The 16,418-nt window shown below is 69.8% G+C and carries 17 protein-coding genes and 1 pseudogene; 8 read left to right on the forward strand and 10 right to left on the reverse strand.

The annotated features are described in order from the left end of the window. Positions 1 to 26 precede the first annotated feature (26 nt). Positions 27 to 338, reverse strand: a complete 312-nt coding sequence (locus tag ON41_RS19945; RefSeq protein ID WP_040749213.1) for a hypothetical protein — start codon at positions 336 to 338, stop codon at positions 27 to 29. Between the two features lie 195 nt (positions 339 to 533). On the opposite strand from ON41_RS19945, the gene ON41_RS40395 reads away from it, so the two are divergent. From ON41_RS40395 to ON41_RS19955, 3 genes are all read left to right on the forward strand, one after another. Further along, positions 534 to 728 carry a hypothetical protein gene (locus ON41_RS40395; RefSeq protein ID WP_083905477.1) on the forward strand — a complete coding sequence of 65 codons (195 nt, stop codon included), beginning with the start codon at positions 534 to 536 and terminating at the stop codon, positions 726 to 728. Positions 729 to 776: 48 nt separating this feature from the next. Beyond that, complete coding sequence (locus ON41_RS19950) at positions 777 to 2,138, forward strand: TIGR01777 family oxidoreductase (RefSeq protein ID WP_040749214.1); 1,362 nt, start codon at positions 777 to 779, stop codon at positions 2,136 to 2,138. 159 nt (positions 2,139 to 2,297) lie between these two features. Beyond that, a complete protein-coding gene (locus ON41_RS19955) occupies positions 2,298 to 2,825 on the forward strand; it encodes a lipocalin family protein (protein ID WP_083905487.1) in 528 nt (175 codons plus the stop codon). A 25-nt stretch (positions 2,826 to 2,850) separates the two neighbouring features. On the opposite strand, the gene proP is transcribed toward ON41_RS19955, so the two are convergent. Next, positions 2,851 to 4,374 carry a glycine betaine/L-proline transporter ProP gene (proP, locus tag ON41_RS19960; protein ID WP_040749216.1) on the reverse strand — a complete coding sequence of 508 codons (1,524 nt, stop codon included), beginning with the start codon at positions 4,372 to 4,374 and terminating at the stop codon, positions 2,851 to 2,853. Between the two features lie 96 nt (positions 4,375 to 4,470). Continuing rightward, positions 4,471 to 5,286, reverse strand: coding sequence for an SAM-dependent methyltransferase (locus ON41_RS19965; RefSeq protein ID WP_040749217.1), 816 nt, complete (start codon positions 5,284 to 5,286; stop codon positions 4,471 to 4,473). 242 nt (positions 5,287 to 5,528) lie between these two features. On the opposite strand from ON41_RS19965, the gene ON41_RS19970 reads away from it, so the two are divergent. After that, entirely contained in the window at positions 5,529 to 6,353 is an 825-nt protein-coding gene (locus tag ON41_RS19970; protein WP_051161962.1) for an SGNH/GDSL hydrolase family protein, read from the forward strand. 17 nt (positions 6,354 to 6,370) lie between these two features. Here the strand turns inward: ON41_RS19970 and ON41_RS19975 are convergent, their stop codons facing one another. Next, the gene (locus tag ON41_RS19975; RefSeq protein WP_051162007.1) at positions 6,371 to 7,714 is read right to left on the reverse strand and encodes a lipase family protein; all 1,344 of its coding nucleotides are present in this window, start codon (positions 7,712 to 7,714) and stop codon (positions 6,371 to 6,373) included. Positions 7,715 to 7,983: 269 nt separating this feature from the next. Here ON41_RS19975 and ON41_RS19980 point away from each other — a divergent pair, with 269 nt between their 5' ends. The 3 genes from ON41_RS19980 to ON41_RS19990 all read left to right on the forward strand — a co-directional run bounded on the left by ON41_RS19980 (position 7,984) and on the right by ON41_RS19990 (position 9,860). After that, positions 7,984 to 8,799, forward strand: coding sequence for a thioesterase family protein (locus tag ON41_RS19980; protein WP_246829564.1), 816 nt, complete (start codon positions 7,984 to 7,986; stop codon positions 8,797 to 8,799). 318 nt (positions 8,800 to 9,117) lie between these two features. Next, positions 9,118 to 9,495: an SRPBCC domain-containing protein gene (locus ON41_RS39180; protein ID WP_051161964.1), complete on the forward strand. Its 378-nt coding sequence runs from the start codon at positions 9,118 to 9,120 to the stop codon at positions 9,493 to 9,495. A 74-nt stretch (positions 9,496 to 9,569) separates the two neighbouring features. After that, positions 9,570 to 9,860 carry a hypothetical protein gene (locus ON41_RS19990; RefSeq protein WP_157185550.1) on the forward strand — a complete coding sequence of 97 codons (291 nt, stop codon included), beginning with the start codon at positions 9,570 to 9,572 and terminating at the stop codon, positions 9,858 to 9,860. Between the two features lie 11 nt (positions 9,861 to 9,871). Here the strand turns inward: ON41_RS19990 and ON41_RS19995 are convergent, their stop codons facing one another. The 4 genes and pseudogenes from ON41_RS19995 to ON41_RS20010 all read right to left on the reverse strand — a co-directional run bounded on the left by ON41_RS19995 (position 9,872) and on the right by ON41_RS20010 (position 14,817). Beyond that, complete coding sequence (locus tag ON41_RS19995; protein ID WP_063709917.1) at positions 9,872 to 10,702, reverse strand: SAM-dependent methyltransferase; 831 nt, start codon at positions 10,700 to 10,702, stop codon at positions 9,872 to 9,874. Positions 10,703 to 10,772: 70 nt separating this feature from the next. Then, complete coding sequence (locus tag ON41_RS20000) at positions 10,773 to 11,681, reverse strand: DAPG hydrolase family protein (protein ID WP_040749219.1); 909 nt, start codon at positions 11,679 to 11,681, stop codon at positions 10,773 to 10,775. Positions 11,682 to 11,726: 45 nt separating this feature from the next. Continuing rightward, positions 11,727 to 13,871: pseudogene (locus ON41_RS20005) on the reverse strand (MMPL family transporter); the annotation flags it as partial. A gap of 241 nt (positions 13,872 to 14,112) precedes the next feature. Further along, positions 14,113 to 14,817 (reverse strand): SDR family NAD(P)-dependent oxidoreductase, encoded by a 705-nt coding sequence (locus ON41_RS20010; protein WP_040749279.1) that lies wholly within the window; start codon positions 14,815 to 14,817, stop codon positions 14,113 to 14,115. Between the two features lie 120 nt (positions 14,818 to 14,937). Between ON41_RS20010 and ON41_RS20015 the strand changes: the two genes are divergently transcribed. Then, positions 14,938 to 15,393, forward strand: a complete 456-nt coding sequence (locus ON41_RS20015) for a MarR family winged helix-turn-helix transcriptional regulator (RefSeq protein ID WP_063709918.1) — start codon at positions 14,938 to 14,940, stop codon at positions 15,391 to 15,393. A gap of 33 nt (positions 15,394 to 15,426) precedes the next feature. Here ON41_RS20015 and ON41_RS20020 read toward each other — a convergent pair whose 3' ends face one another. Both ON41_RS20020 and ON41_RS20025 read right to left on the reverse strand, forming a co-directional pair. Then, positions 15,427 to 16,023, reverse strand: a complete 597-nt coding sequence (locus tag ON41_RS20020) for an Rv1733c family protein (RefSeq protein WP_157185551.1) — start codon at positions 16,021 to 16,023, stop codon at positions 15,427 to 15,429. A gap of 47 nt (positions 16,024 to 16,070) precedes the next feature. Further along, positions 16,071 to 16,364, reverse strand: a complete 294-nt coding sequence (locus ON41_RS20025; RefSeq protein WP_040749221.1) for a hypothetical protein — start codon at positions 16,362 to 16,364, stop codon at positions 16,071 to 16,073. Positions 16,365 to 16,418 lie beyond the last annotated feature (54 nt).

Consider the following 16,418-nt stretch of genomic DNA (forward strand, 5'->3'; position numbering starts at 1 on the left):
TCGACAGTGACAAGATGCGCGGCTCGTTACGAGGTATTCGCGCACGGTGAGAATAAGGGTGTACGCCGCGCGGCCACCGCGGATCGCTCGGCAGGCGCCGCCGGCGGGCGCAGCGGCGGAAGGTTGGTGCTCGGGCGCCCCATCGCCCAGCGGGCGGCCGCCCGCGCCTCGGAGCAGCAGGCCATGAGCCGGCGACGCTCCGCGGGAGCGTAGTCGGCCCCGGCGATCTCGGCACACAGGTCGACGACGCGCCGCTCCAGCAAGCGCGCGTCCGCCGGATCCAATCCCTGCCGCGCATGCTCGACCGTAGTCAGAACCCTGCGTCGCAGATCATCCATCCGAAACAACTCCCCGCCGAATCTCATTCGTCCCGGTGCGGTGAATCGCCTCGTTGCGCCACCACCGTTCGATGGGCGGATACCCGCACGCGGCGGAAGGCAAACAGGGACCGAGGGATCCGCCCGCGGCCCCCGATTCCGTACATCTCGATGGAATAACGTTTCGATAACGGCAGGTGGGGTACCACTGTCGATATGACAGCCACGAATCGCCCCTCACGAATAGCGGGTGTGAACGGCGGGACAGCGATCCTGGCTGCGGCAATCTGTCTCGTCGCACTGGTCGGAATCGGCACGCTGACCGGTTCCGCCACCATCACTCTCCTCACCACGGCCGCGATCACGGCGGGAGTGGTTGCCGCCCTGCGGATCCTGCCGCCCGATCATTAGAGCGGCTCGGGTGCGCGATACCCGAACTATCAGTGGTTACAGTCGGTTATGGGCATCGAATGGTCGAGTGTCGTCGAGGTACCACGACCGGAGGTCTTCGCCTGGTTCGAGCGCCCCGGCGCGTTCGGCCGCCTGGCCCCGCCGTGGCAACCGCTCGGCGTGCGCTCGGAGTCGGAATCGCTGGCGGACGGGCGGGCCGTGCTCGCGCTGCCGGGCGGGCTGCGTTGCGTCGCCAGGCACCGTCCGGGCGACTACGACCCGCCGCGGCGGTTCGGTGACGAGATCACCACCGACGGCCCGGCCTCGCTTCCGGCGGGCCTGGTGCCCTGGCGGCACTCCCACGAATTCGAGGCCGTCGACGCCGAGCACACCCGTGTGGTGGACCGGGTCCGCTCGCCGGTCCCGGAATTCGCGCTGCGGCCGATGTTCGCCTACCGCTCGCGCCAGCTGGCGGGCGATCTGGCCGCGCACCGGCGCGCGGCTGGGCAGGGCCTGCGGCCGTCGACCATCGCCGTGACGGGCGCCTCCGGCCTGGTCGGATCCGCCCTGTCCGCATTCCTCTGGACGGGCGGGCACACCGTGATCCGGCTGGTCCGGCACGAACCGCGCGGAACCGATGAGCGCCGGTGGGATCCGGCCGATCCGGCGCCCGGCCTGCTCGACGGCGTGGACGCCGTGATCCATCTGGCCGGCGCGTCGATCGCCGGACGGTTCACCGACGCGCACAAGCGCGCCATCGCCGACAGCCGGATCGAACCCACCCGGCTGCTGGCCGACCTGGCGGCCCGGTCGGGTGTGCGCGCCTTCGTCAGCGCGTCGGCGATCGGCTACTACGGCGCCGACCGCGGCGACGAGCAGTTGCACGAGAACAGCACGCGCGGAACCGGTTTCGTCGCCGACCTGGTCGCGCGGTGGGAGGCCGCCGCCGCGACCGCCGCGGACCGCACGCGCGTGGTCACCGTCCGGACCGGCATCGTGCAGTCGCCGCGCGGCGGCACCCTGCGCCTGCTGCGGCCGCTATTCGCGGCCGGGCTCGGGGGCCGTGTCGGCACCGGACGGCAGTGGCTGGCCTGGATCGGGATCGACGATCTCGTCGACATCTATCACCGCGCGCTGTCGGACGAGCAGCTGTCCGGGCCCGTCAATGCCGTTGCGCCGCACCCGGTTCGCAATACCGAGTACACGGCCGCGCTGGCCGGCGTCCTGCACCGGCCGGCGATCCTGCCCGTTCCCGGATTCGGCCCCGCACTGCTGCTCGGAGCCGAGGGCGCTCGCGAACTGGCCACGGCCAGTCAGCGCGTCCTGCCCGAGCGGTTGAGCGCCGCCGGTCACCGGTTCCGCACCCCCGACCTCGACTTCGCCCTCCGCCACGTCCTGGGCCGCACCCTCGACAAGGACCTTCCCGGCTGAGAGCCGTCCACGCCAGGGTGATGCATCGCTTATGCATCGAAACTTGGTTACGATGACCGTACTCGACCGAAGGAGGACGGTGTGCTCACCGATCGAACACGGCGGTTCCGCCGGATCGGGGCGGCGCTCGCCGCCGCGTCCGCGATCACGGGCGCGACGATGTCGACGGCCACGGCCGCTCCCCCGGCCCCGGTCCCGCGCCTCGAACTCGACCGGTACCTCGGTACCTGGCACCAGCTGGCCGCCGTGCCGCAGTACTTCAACCTGGTCTGCGCCCGCGACACGTCCGCGGTCTACGGTCTCGACGCGCGCGGCGACATCTCGGTGCACAACAGCTGCACCACCTGGGGCGGGACCGGCAACGACATCGCCGGGACCGCGACCGTGACGGATCCGTCGACGAATGCCCAACTGCACGTGAGCTTTCCGGGCGTCCCGACCCAGGACCGCCGCGAGGGCCCGCCCAATTACATCGTGACGGCGCTGGGCGAGGACTACGGCTGGGCCCTGGTCACCGATCCGGCCCGCACCTCCGGATTCGTCCTGTCCCGCACGGCGGCGCTGTCGCCCGAGCAGTGGGGATCGGTCCGCTCGGCGATCGATGCGGCGGGCCAGTCCCCCTGCGTCTATCTGACCTCCCCCACCACGGGCGGGCTGGGCTCGATCGCCCCGCTCTGCACCGTCTGACCGCGGCCGGAACGTCGTGCGGCACCTAGGGTTTCGAGTCCTCCGCACGGAGTTCCGCCAGTGCCAGTTCGGAGGTGGTGACCAGTTGCTCCGCCTCCTCCTCGGTGCCGACCATCGGCTGCGAACCCCGTAGCGGCAGCAGTGACGACTCCTTGAGGAACAGCGCCGCCACGATGCCGATCAGACCGGAGACGATCAGGTAGTAGGCGGGCATCATGAGGTTGTGCGTGCCGTCCACCAGGGCGGCATTGACCAGCGGGGTGGTGCCGCCGAACGCCGAGACCGCGATGTTGAACGAGATTCCCATCGCGCCGTAACGGATGGCGGTCGGGAAGAGCGCGGGCAGGGTGGCGGCGGTGGGCCCGGCGAAACCGGCCAGCAGCGCGGCCAGGACGAGGATGCCCAGCAGGGGCAGCGCCCAGCCGTCCTGCCGGATCAGCAGGAAACACGGGTAGGCGAAGACGATCTGGGCGGCCGCGGCGGTCAGATACACCGGACGCCGCCCGTACCGGTCGCTGGCCCGTCCCACGAAGGTGATCAGCGCCATCACCAGCCCCATCGCGCAGAGCACGAGGACATCCGAACTCGTGGTGGAGCGATGCAACGATTCGGTCATATAGGTCGGCAGGTAGGCCGTCACCATGTAGTTGGTGACGTTGTAGAGCAGGACCAGCCCGATGCAGATCAGCATGGCCCGCCAGTGCCGGGTGAAGATCACCGCGATCTCCCCCAGCCGGCCGGTGCCCGCCTCCTGTTCGGCCAGGTCCCGATCGTGCGCGTCGAGCTGTTCCTGATAGGCCGGGGTGTCCTCCAGCTTCAGCCGGATGTAGAGGCCGATGGCGCCGATCGGGCCGGCGATCAGGAACGGCAGCCGCCAGGCCCAGTCCTCCACGGTCTGGTCGCCGAGGGTGGCGTTCAGCAGGGTGACGACGCCGGATCCCGCGGCGTATCCGGTGAAGGTGCCGAAATCGAGCCAGCTGCCGAGGAATCCGCGCCGCCGGTCCGGCGAGTACTCGGCGATGAAGGTGGTCGCGCCGCCGTATTCGCCGCCGGTGGAGAAGCCCTGCACCATCCGGCAGAGCAGCAGCAGGATCGGGGCGGCGATGCCGATCGTGTCGTATCCGGGGATGAAGCCGATCGCGAAGGTGCTGCCGGCCATCATCAGCATGGTGGTGGCCAGCACCCGTTGCCGCCCGATCCGGTCGCCCAGCGGGCCGAAGTACAGGCCGCCGAGCGGCCGGACCAGGAACGCGGCGGCGAAGGTGGTGAACGAGGCCAGGACCTGCACGCCCGCGCCGACGTCCGGGAAGAACACCTTCCCGATGACCACGGCGAGATAGCTGTAGACGCCGAAGTCGAACCACTCCATGCAGTTCCCGAGCGCGGCGGCGACGACGGCCCGCTTCAGCATCCCCGCGTCGACCACGGTGATGTCCTTCAGGGCGAGCGCGCGACCGCGTCTGCGCAGCCGCCGGGTGACATCCGCTCGCACGTGGCCGGGCAGGGCCTGCAGGACCTCACGCGTCGACCGGCGGCCGCTCTGCTCCATCGCGCGCTCCCCACATCGGGCCGAATCATGCTCCGTCGCTATCAGAGCGAATCGTAGGGGTGCGAGTCGATCACCGGGGCCAGGCGCACCGTGGGGTCAGGCTTTCACCCCCACGCCGCCCAGCCAGTCCAGCTGGCTGGTCTCACCCGGCGCCTCGGGGTCCGGCCGCCACTGCGGCACCCGGACCAGGCCCGGAGCGACGAGATCGAATCCGGCGAAGAGGGCCTCGACCTCGGCCGCCGTCCGCGGACGGCCGGGCGTGGATGTCGCACGGGTGCGTTCGAGCAGTTCGTCCAGCCGCTCCTGCGACCAGCCCTCGCTGGTGAAATGCGAGATCGCCAGGCAACTGCCCGGGACCAGGCGCTGCGCCAGCCGTCCCAGGACCGCGTGCGGGTCGGCGTCGTCACCGACCACGTGCAGGACCGAGAGCAGCAGTACCGCAACCGGTTTGCCGAAATCGAGGCTGCCGGTCACCGCGTCGGAGCCGAGGACCGAATCCAGGTCGCGGAAGTCGCCGCGCACCGCCACCGCGGACGGGGTGCCGGCCAGGATGCGCCGGCTCATCAGATGCGCGACCGGGTCGTTGTCGATGTACACGACGCGGGCGTCCACGCCGAGCCCGGCGAGGATCTCGTGCACGTTGCCGGCGGTGGGGATGCCGGAACCGATGTCCAGGAACTGGGTGATGCCCGCCTCGGCGCAGTAGGTCACGACCCGCCGGAGGAAGGCGCGGTTCGCCCGGGTCGCCACGGTGATCCCGGGCCAGCGCTGTTCGAGGTCGTCGGCCCAGCGGCGGTCGACCGCGAAATTGAGGGAGCCGCCGAGCAGGTAGTCGTAGATGCGGGCGATACTCGGCACGTTCGGATCGACGTCGTCGCTCGTCCAGTCCGAAAGTGGTGGTACAGAAGACAATTCGGCCTCACTTCACGACATCGCGTCCCGCGCCCGGAACCCCGCCGGGTCCGGGTCGTCTCCGGGGGACGCTACCGTCTGAGTCGCCTGCCCGCATCCCTCCCGACACGCCGGGTTTCGATTCCGCCATCGCCCGGTCACGGCGGCGTCACAGCAGTCCTGCGGTCCCGCATCCCGGGCGTGCGGGCGGACGGGCGGACGGACACTGGGTTTCTGAGACGAATCGACGATCGGAGCCGCCGATGACCAGGCGCACCGCTCTCGCTCTCGCCGCGCTGTCCGGCCTGGCGCTGCTGGGCGCCGGGCCCGCCCACGCCGACGAGCCCGAATACTATCTGGCAGTGGGTGATTCGCTGTCCGTCGGTTCTCAGCCGGGCAGAGGCCCCACTGACGAGGGCTATCCCGACCGTCTCTACGAGGCTCTGCGGGAGCGCCACCCGGACCTGCGTCTGGTGAAGCTGGGCTGCGGCGGCGAGACCACCACGACCATGCTGGAGGGCGGAATCTGCCGGTACCCCGAAGGGTCTCAGATGGACGCGGCGGTCGCCTTCTTGAGGCAGCACGCCGGCCGCGTCGCCTACGTCACCCTCGACATGGGGGCCAACAACACCAATTGCGTTCTGCACGGCGATCTCTCCTGTACGGCACAGGGCGGCGCGGCGCTGCTCCCCGAGCTGTGGCGGATCGCCGCGAGGCTGCGGCAGGCGGGCGGCGACACCCCGGTCTACGCCGCGATGACGTACTACGACCCGGGCCTGGCCGCCTGGACGAGCGGCGACGTCGCCGGCCGGGCCGCGGCCGTGGCCTCGGTGCCCTTGGTGGACGTGTTCAACGCCGGGGAGCGAGGTGTGTACGGCGCCAACGGTTTCGCGATCGCCGACGTCAACGCCGACTTCGATACGCACGACTTCGCCACCGTGGTGACCGATCCCCGGTACGGCACGGTCCCGCTGAACGTCGCCCGCATCTGCGCCTGGACCTACCAGTGCAGCGACAACGACGGCCACGCCACCGCGTCCGGGTACCGGCGGATCGCCGAGACGTTCCTGCCCGTCCTCACCCGCTGACCGCCCTCGCCGGTTACTCACCGGGGACAGCCGTCCGGCGCGGGAAGGCCGTGCAGCCGATCGTCCAGCCAGGTCATGGCGGGGACGAAACTCGTGGCCATGCCGACGATGTGTTCGCCGAGGACGCTCGTGTACTGGGCGGTCGCGCCGAGACGGCATTGTTCGTCGAACAGCGCCCGGGCGCCGGCGGCCGGGATCCAGAATTCCTGTTCGCCGTTGACGATGGCGAGCGGCGTCGCCGAACGCCGGTCCGGCATGCGCGTGGCGTCGAGGATCTCGCGGGCGAGGGGGGAATGCAGCGGATCGGTGATATTCGCCGCGATATCGATGGGAAGGCTCGCGGCGCCCGGTACGGCGATGACCGCGATACAGGAATCCTTGAGCGGCGAGGTGGCGATCCATTGCGCCAGATGATTCATCCTCGCCAGTATTTCGGGCCTTTCCCGGGCAATGCCGAAGACGGCGGCCAGGAAGAACGAGGAGGCGAAATTGCCGTTCATGGTGTGGGTGAGCATCTCGAAATCGGCGGGCACCCCGCCCGCCGCCGCACCGGCGACGACCGGAGTGAGTTCCGGCGCGTACGCCCCCAGGAGTTTCGCCGCCGCGACCGTGGCGATCGCACCGCCGGAATAGCCGAACAGCGCGAAGCGGCTGTCCCCCAGCTCGTCCGGCTCGGCGGCCCGCGCGGCGCGGATCGCGTCCAGGACCGCGTGGCCCGCCACGTAGGGCTCGGCGTACGCCATGCGGGGGCCTTCGTGGTCCGGCAGCAGCACCGCGTACCCCCGCGACAGCGCCAGGTGGGTCACGGGCGGGACGAATTCGGTCGGGCCCGTCTGCGGCGACAGCCCCGCGGCCATGGTGTGGCCGGGGGTGCACGCCCGGCCGAGGCCGTCGATCGCCACGTTGTTCACGACGACCGGCCGCGGGCCCCCGCCGGACCAGGCGGCCGCCGGAACGACCAGCGTGGCGGTCCCGAAGGACGGCGCGTCGTGCGCGTCGGCCGTCCGGAACTTGACCTGGACCGCCCGCCGCACCGGAACCACCAGCAGCGGGGCCGCGGTCCGGGTGACATCCCTGGTCTCGATGATCTGCCCGGCCGCCATGCCGTCCAGCCCGGCCGGCCACTCGTCGAAGAAGGCGTCGCCCGCCGCGGCGGGCATGACGGCCGCGCGCAGCGCCTCCGGGTCGGGCCCGATCGCCGGAGGCGGCACCACCCCGTCGACGACGTCCGGCAGGGTCGGGGCCGGGGCCGGGTCGGCGACGGCCGGACTGGCGGCAATCAGACTCACGAGCGACAGGGCGGCAATCACCCAGCGCGACAACGGCGTGCGCGCTGTGCGGCAACGCTCGACGACGGACATCCCCACCTCCTGAGACGAGTGGCGGCGCCCCCGTCATCGACTGCCGCACCAGCCGTTTCGATCCCCTGCCGACCGTGCGATACGCAGCAACGTAGGACCGCCGCCGCTCGCGGTCAAGGACCGAGAGAGCCCCTCCCCTAGGGGTTTTCCCCGGAACGATCGGCGATTCGGGGCCGAATCGGCCGTCCGTAGCGGACAGCGAGCAACTCGCCGATCGCCGGACGACATCGCACGCCGAGCGGTAACGAACGGGTTGGTAGGTTGGCCCGGTGACACTCGAGCAGGCGGCCATCGATCCCTACTACCTGTCGGCCGGGTCCGGCGAGGACGGCGCCGAGCGCTATCGGGCGACCGAGTCCACCGTGAGCGTGTGGGCCGCGACCATGCAGCACGGCGCGCCGCCGTCCGCGCTGCTGGGCCGGGCGGTCGAGCGGTGCGCTCCCCGTGCGGACGCGCGGGTGGCGCGGCTGACCATGGAGATCCTGGGCCCGATTCCGGTCGCCGAGATCGACGTGCGCGCCTGGGTCGAACGGCCCGGCAAACGGGTCGAGATGGTCGCCGCCGAACTCGTCGCCGCGCGGCCCGACGGCTCCCGTCGCGTCGTCGCCACCGCCCGCGCGTGGCGCATCGCGACCTCGGACACCGCCGCGGTCGCCTCGGCCGGAATCACTCCCCTGCCACCGATTTCCGCTACGGCGGGCGTCGATCCGACGATTCCGTCGGGGTGGGACGGCGGCTACCTGAAGACGGTGGATCTGCGGACCATCAGCGGCGGCCGGCGGGTGTGGGTGCGCCCGCTGACGGTCGTGGTCGACGACGAGCCGATGAGCCCGCTGGTCCGCACCCTGGCCGTCGCGGATATCGCCAACGGCGTAGGCGCGCAATTGGATCCGGTGGACTGGACGTTCCTCAACACCGATCTCACCGTCACCCTCTTCCGGGCCCCCGAGGGCGAGTGGATCGGCCTGGACGTGCAGACCTCCCTCGGCCCCGACGGCATCGGCACGGTGGCCACGGTGCTGCACGACGAGCAGGGTCCGCTGGGCCGGGCGCTCCAGACCCTCGAGGTGCGCGCCCGCGACTGACCCGCGGAGTTATTTCTTTGCCGTCGCGGCCGTACCGTGGAAAATATCGACAGATATCTTCGGGACCTACGACCCTATCGCTCGCACGGCGTCGGACGGATCATGTTCGTATTTTTCCGGGCCGTCGGTCCCTATTCGTAATTCGGTGAATGGCGAACACCCCTTGACACCCCTATATTCGGGCATTCCGGTTCCGGATGCTGGGGCGATCCGAAATGAGCGGGACAGTTGCAATCACACTTTCTTCCAACCGTATCCCGTTGCGGCGGAAGGTGTTAGAACAGGACAGTGAACGAGCATCCGAGCGAACTTCGATTCATGCGGACATTGACACACCCGCCCGAGAAGGTGTGGTGCGTACTCACCCAGACCCGGCACGTCGGCCGGTGGTATCCGCTGCCCGTCGTCGACCTCGACCCCGTTCCCGGCGGGGCGGTCCGATTCGACGACGGGCAGGGCGCGCTCCGCGACGGCGTGGTCACCGCGGCGGAACAACCGCGGCGGTTCGAATTCACCGACGCCGACGTCGTGCTGCGCTTCGACCTGCGCCCGCAGGACCACGGCTGCGTCCTGGTGGTCACCCTCCGGCTCACCGCGCCCTATCCGGCCCCCGGCACCTGCCGGCACTGGTGGAAGCGCCTGGACACGCTGGAGACACTGCTCGCCGACGAGGCGCCCGTCGCCGCCGGATCGTGACGCGGTTCGAGCAGGCGAAACGCCGCACTTCCCATCAGTAACGGGCCGCCTCTCCAGGACTACCGTAAGGATTTATGTCGACCAGGGATATGACGGTGACCGTAACCGTGGACGAAGCCGAATGGGACCGCCTGCACGACGCGGCCGAATGCGCCGGAATGAGCGTGGACACCTATATCGCGTGGGGCGTCAAGATCTTGGCGGCGCAGACGCAGATCGGCAAACCCTCACGCCTCGACGACATCCGCCGCCTGCGGGCCGCGCCGCGCCCGCTGGACGCGATCGACGAACCCGAATCGCTGGCGTGGACCGAGACCTTCGCCGAACGCCTCTCCCACCGCACCGCCCAGTTCCGCAACGACTGACCGGGCGCGCCCTACCTCTTGCGACCCACCGCCGCATAGCCCGCCGCGGGCGGTTCGGAGCCGTCGCCGGGCAATGCCGTCACGGACGACCGCGGGTCCTGCCCGCCCGCATGCCAGGAATCGATCGCCACGATTCCGGGCTCGATCAGGTCCATCTCCCGGAAGAATCGCGAAACACCCTCGTAGGTGCGGGCTTCCATCTCGATACCGCTCGCCCGGTACGCCTGCACCGTGCCCTCGACCATCCCGGGATCGAAATCCGTGGTCAGATGCGTCATCACCAGATACGACCCGGACGGCAGCGGCGCCAGCAGCGTATCGATGATGTCGTAGATCTGTTCGCCGGGAACGAAGTGGCACAGCGCGATCAGGCTCAGCGCGACGGGCTTGCCGAAATCCAGCGTCTGCCGCACCGCCGGATCGGCCAGGATGCCTTCGGGATCGGTCACATCGGCCTGGACGTAGCGAGTCACGCCCTCCCGCGTACCGATCAGCAACGCCCGGGCGTGCGCGAGCACGATCGGATCGTTGTCGACGTACACCACCCGCGCGTCGGGCGCGACCTCCTGCGCGATCTGGTGCAGATTCGGCGCGGTCGGAATGCCGGTACCGATATCGAGGAACTGCCGGATGCCGGACTCGGCCGCTAGCTGCCGGATCGCGCGCGCCATGAACGCGCGATTGCCGCGGGCCACCGCCCGCACCGAGGGAATGGCCTGCTCGATCCGCGCCGCGGCCTCCCGGTCGGCGTCGTAGTTGTCCTTGCCGCCGAGGAAATAGTCGTAGATGCGGGCACTGTGTGCTTGATCCTGGTTGACATCCACCGGTTCGAAATCCGACACGGTGACGAGTTAACCACTCCGGCCGCGCAAACACCGCGCGATCGCCGGGACGGCACCACCGGGAGCGGGTTCAGGCGCCGAACTCGGCGTGCAATTCGGGCAGGAAACCGGCGAGATGGTGCATCTCCTGGCCGCAGTGCAGCAGCAGATCACGGCCCAGGTCCAGGCCGAGGACCAGGTCGCCGGGATCGACGGAGGCGCCGCGCTCGACCGCACGCACCGCCTGCGGGAGGTCGGGGGCGTGCAGGCCGCGCAGGTTGAGGTGGAAGCGGCTGCGCATCTCGCAGCCGCCGTCGATCGGGCGCACCTGATGAGCGAGCCAGCCCAGGTCGACCGGCGCGATCGCGCTGCCCACCCGCCCGAAGACCACCGTATGCCCGGCCGGGACGGCGAATCCGTGCGCGACCGGATCCTGGAAGGCGATCGCCAGTTGCTGGAGTTTGGGGCCGACGTACTCGTCGACATAGGAGATATTGCCGATGTACCTGTCCCGGTCGGGAATCCGCGCCGCGGTCCGGTCCTCCGCCAGGGCCGCGAACAGGTGCGCGTCGGGATGCCACAACTTGTAGCGGGCCGGTTCGGTCGAATGCCAGCCGAACCACCAATCCCACATCGCGGCGGTGACCCGCGGCATCTCGGTTCGCACCGCGACCCACACCACGCCCGCCGCGGTCTGCCCGTAGCCGGTCTCGATCGCCGAGTAGCCGTCGGCGGCGAGATCGGTTGTCAGCGTGGCGAAGTCCGGGACGAGATCCGGCGCGACCGGCGGCCCGGCGAACGCGGCGGCCACCGGCTCCGGCGGCGGTGCGGTGCGGTCGGCCATGAACCTCGCGTAGGGCAGGGCGGCGTCCTCCGCCGAATACCCGTGGTAGCGGGCGTTGTCCGGACTCGCGGCGGCGCGACCGGCCGTCCACGCGACGCCGGCGGCAGCGGCCAGCGTCAGCGCGGCGCGGCGGCCGAAACGGTTCTCTCCCGACATGCGTTACTCGACCTTCTGACGTTGTGGCACAACGTCTCTCGTGGAGACGGGATCGCCGAGGCCGGCCCGCTGCCGGATCCTCTTCATCCATTTGGGCGCCCACCAGCAGTCGTCGCCGAGGAGTTTCATGGTGGCGGGGACGAGGAGCATGCGCAGGACGGTGGCGTCGATGAACAGCGCGGCGATCATGCCGTAGGCGATGTACTGCATCATCACGAGGTCGGAGAAGGCGAAGGCGCCGGTGACCACGAGCAGGATGAGGGCGGCGGCGGTGATGATGCGGCCGGTCTGGGCGGTGCCGATGCGGACGGCTTCGGTGGTGCTCGCGCCTTGGGTGCGGGCTTCGACCATGCGGGAGAGCAGGAAGACCTCGTAGTCGGTGGACAGGCCGTAGATGATCGCGATGATCAGGACCAGGACCGGTGACATGATCGGTTGTGGTGTGAACTCGAGTAGTCCGGCGGCGTGTCCGTCGACGAAGATCCAGGTGAGGATGCCGAGGGTGGAGCCGAGGCCGAGCGCGCTCATGAGGGCGGCCTTGATCGGCAGGACGAGTGAGCCGAAGGTCAGGAACATCAGCAGGGTGGTGACGAGTACGACGAGCGCGATCATCAGCGGCATGCGCGACAGCAGCGCGTCGATACTGTCCTTCTCCATCGCGCGCTGACCGGCGACCATCAGGTGCACGCCCTCGGGCATGGGCAGGGCGCGCAGCTCGTCGATGACCGCGTCGGGGTCGGCGTCGTCGCTCAGCGTCGCCTCGGTGGTCCACGCGGTGGAGCCGTCGGGCGGCGCGTCCGGTGTCGGGAAATCGGCTGTCAGCCCCTCGACGTCGTTGGCCTGCCGGAGGACCCCGTAGATCTCGGTGGGTTCGTCGGTCTCGATGACGAGCTGGATCGGGTCGGTCTTGCGCAGCGGGAAGACCTCGTCGAACTTCTCCTGCGCGACGCGGGTCGGATTGTCCGGCGGCAGATAGGTTTCGCTGATGCCGCCGAACTTCAGGTTCTGCACCGGAATGATCAGCAACAGCAGCCCGACCACGATCGGGAGCGCGACCTTCAGCGGACGTCGCATCACCCACTGGGCAGTGCGGCCCCAGAAGCCGTTCTCGATCTCCGCGGCGGTCTTGGTCCGGCGAAACCGGTTGAGCCCCAGCATATCCACGCGTGTGCCGAGGATGCCCAGCAGCGCCGGGAGAATCGTGACGGAGGCCAGCGCGGCCAGGAGTACGGTCGCGATGGTCGCGTAACCGATCGACTCGAGGAAGCCCTGCGGGAACAGCAGCATGCCGGAACTCGCCGCGATGATCATGATCGCGGAGAAGGCCACGGTGCGCCCGGCGGTCGTCACGGCGCGCCGCACGGCCCGGCTCGGCTCGTATCCGGCGGCGAGTTCCTCGCGGAAACGGCTCACGATGAACAGGCTGTAGTCGATGGCCAGGCCGAGGCCGATCATCGAGACCACGGCGCCGACGAACGAGTTCACCTCGGTGACCTTCGTGATCGCCATGACGATGCCGTTCGCGCCCAGCACCGTGAGACCTCCGATGATCAGCGGCAGCGCCGCGGCGACCACGCCGCCGAAGATGACGAACAGCAGCACCGCGACCGCCGGAACCGCCAGCATCTCCATGCGTTTCGTATCGGCGGAGATGGTGTCGTTCAGCGTGCCCGCGACGGCTTGCAGCCCGGCGACCTGGACGTCCACTCCCTCGATGTCGAAGGCACCGCGCACCTTCCGGAAGTTGTTCACCATCTCCGTGTCGTTGTCGCCGGTGATGGCGATCGAGGCGAAGGCGTACTTCTTGTCCTTGGATCCGAACAGCGACGGCGCCCATTGGCCGGTATCGGTTTTCCAGTAGGCGCCGTTGACCTTCGCGATCTCGGGGTGTTCCTGCGGCAATCTGTTGAGGCTGTCGGTGATCGCGCGGCCCCACGTGGGATCGTCGATGCTGCCGCCCTCGGGCGCGGTGTACAGGACGACCACATCGCTGTTGTGGTCGCGCCCGTACACCTCGTCCTTCAGCCGGGACGCGGTCGCCGACTGCGACCCCGGATCGTCCAGGCCGCCGGAACTCAGATGATCCGCCAAGCCGCTGCCGTAGGCGCCGAGCGCCAGCAGCACGGCCCCCAACACCCCGACCACGGCGAACCGCAACCGATAGACGACCGCGCCCAATCGCTCGAACACACCGCTCCTCACATCACCTCGGCCGCGTCCACAGGACGCGCGACATCGACGATTCACCCCCTGCGCGAAGTAAGTAGCGAAACACCGGTCACCCAGCCGGGTTTCGAGAGCGCCCCCGCTCCGACGCGGGGCACCGCCACGCGACGCTACCGGCCCCGGCCCCGTCGACGCGTCGTCCCGAAGGCGAGTATCCGACTCCTACCGTGGTAGGAGTCCACCCCGACGCCGGTAGGACACCAGGCTATTCGGGGTACACGACCTCCACGCCATCCTTGGCCTGGTGCATGGTCCGGAGCAGGTCGGCGAGATGCGCCGGGTCGACGACCGGTATCTCCCATCCCGGTTCGCCCGCGGCCCTGGCCCGGACCATGGTGTCGTGGAAGGCACTGCGCTCGATGGCCGCGCCGATGTACAGGCTGCCGACGTAGACACCCGCCGCCGCCACCTCGGCATGCAGTGCCTGGAGATAGTTGCGCTGCGCGGCCAGCGCGAGCCCGCCGGCGATATGCGGATTGCCGTGCAGGGCACTGGCTCCCTGCGCACCGAGGATCGCACCCTCCCCGCGAGCGATCATGGCGGGCAGGAACTCTCGCACCAATGCGATCAGCGTCTCGACGCCCAGCGGCATGAGGTCGCGCACGCGCTCGGGCGTCAGGTCGAGCACCGGAACGAATCCGTCGGCCGCGGCGCCGTAATAGAAGGCATCGAGGTCCCCGACCGTGGCGCGAATCCGTTCGGCCAGTGCGGGGACGGACTCGGTATCGGCGAGATCGGCGGTGAGGATGTGCGCGGCCGCGCCGGCGTCGGTCACCTCCCGGGCGATCGATTCCAGTGATTCCCGGCGGCGGGCGACGAGCACGACGTCGTAGCCGTCCTTGGCGTAGCGGTGCGCGACGGCTCGCCCGAGGGCGGGACCGGCGCCGAATACCGCGATCGACTGGGACATGAAGACACCTTTCGAGCAGGGGATCCGGATCATCCGCACGTCGCGGGATCGCCGCCCTGCATTCGTCAGCATAACTGATCATCAGCAATTCTGACGATCATCGACATATATGATTACCGGGTGCCCGCCTCCGATCAGCCGACCCCGCCACCGCCGTGCGGCACCGAGATTCCCCGACTCGGCTATCTGCTCAAACACGCGGCGCTGCACTACATGCGGCTGACGGCGGCCGAACTCGAGCCGCTCGGCATCGGCCCGCAGCAGTGGGCGGCCTTGAACTGCCTGGACGAACAGGCCGGGCTCTCCCAGCGCGAGGTGGCGGAGCTACTCGGCGTCGATCGCACGACGATGGTCGCGCTGATCGACCACCTCCAGAAACAGGGCTGGGTCGAGCGCCACCCCCGCCCCGATGATCGGCGCAAGAACGACGTCCGTCTCACCGCCGAAGGGCGCGACGTGCTGCGCCGCGGCGCCGACGTCATAGACGACTGCGAACGCCGCTTCCTGGCAGCGCTCCCCGACCCGGGCGCCGACCAGTTCAAACGCGCACTGCAAGCGGTCATCGACGCAGGCTGACCAGAGCCGCTGCGCCGCAAGGCTTCTCGGTCATCAATGCATATCCCGGCCGAAGGCGGGACCCAGCCTGCGCCATTCGCGCGCCCATTCTCGACTGTTGCGGCAGCGCAGCAGGTATCCGGTGATCCAGACCAGCCCGATCGCTCCGCCGCAGCCGTAGGTCAGGATGAGGAGGCCCATGACGACGCCCCTGAGGGCGGCCGTGCCAGTGGGCTGTGGCTGTGTCGTGGGGAGACCGTCCGGCCCGAGCCACAGCTGGATCCGGTCACCGACGCGCGCGGTGCCGGGGACCGTCGTCGTCGCTTCCCCGGGCTGACCGTCGCGGCTCCACCAGACCTGGGCCTCCAGCCGCGCGGGCGGCACCCGGCCGTCGCTCGGCACGGGGGACGGTTCGGTGGCGATCGAGGCTGTGACCGGTGCCTTCGTGGCATTCTCCGAGCGGATGCGCTCCGCGGCCGAGGAGTATTCGGCCGTCGCGGCGGCCAAAGCGATGGGCACGGCGATCAGAACCAGGAGCGCGGCGAGCACCCGGACCGCGCCGTCGACCCGGTCCGAGGCCCGGGTCAGCGGATTGCGGCTCCAAGGCGCGGCGCGCCACAGTCGCACCGTCAGCGACGGATACTGTCCCATCGCGATCGCCTCCACCACGGCCGCGTCGTAGTCGATGTCCTACAAGCTCAATGCCCCTGCCGTTCGGGCGCCGGCGGAGTGCGCCGAGCCATTCGGCGCCGCTCGATCAGTAGCCACCCGATGCCGCCGACGGCGCACACCACGCAGATCACTCCCGCGACGACCGCCCATCCGGCGAATCCGTAGCCCGCGGCGGTCAGCAGTGCGGCGAGCGCCACGATCGCCAGCGCGCAGAGCACGATGCCGGGCACGTTGTAGACGTCCTCGATGCCCTCGCCCGCGTGCCGCCGGCGCTGCCGCTTCGCCGCGCGCTCGGACGGACGCGTCTCCGGTCCGGTCATGGCTCCTCCGTTCCGGGTCCCCCTCGACCCCGCTCGTGGACTCTTCCTGTTCGT

The organism is Nocardia transvalensis NBRC 15921, assembly GCF_000308875.1.
Lineage (GTDB): Bacteria > Actinomycetota > Actinomycetes > Mycobacteriales > Mycobacteriaceae > Nocardia > Nocardia transvalensis.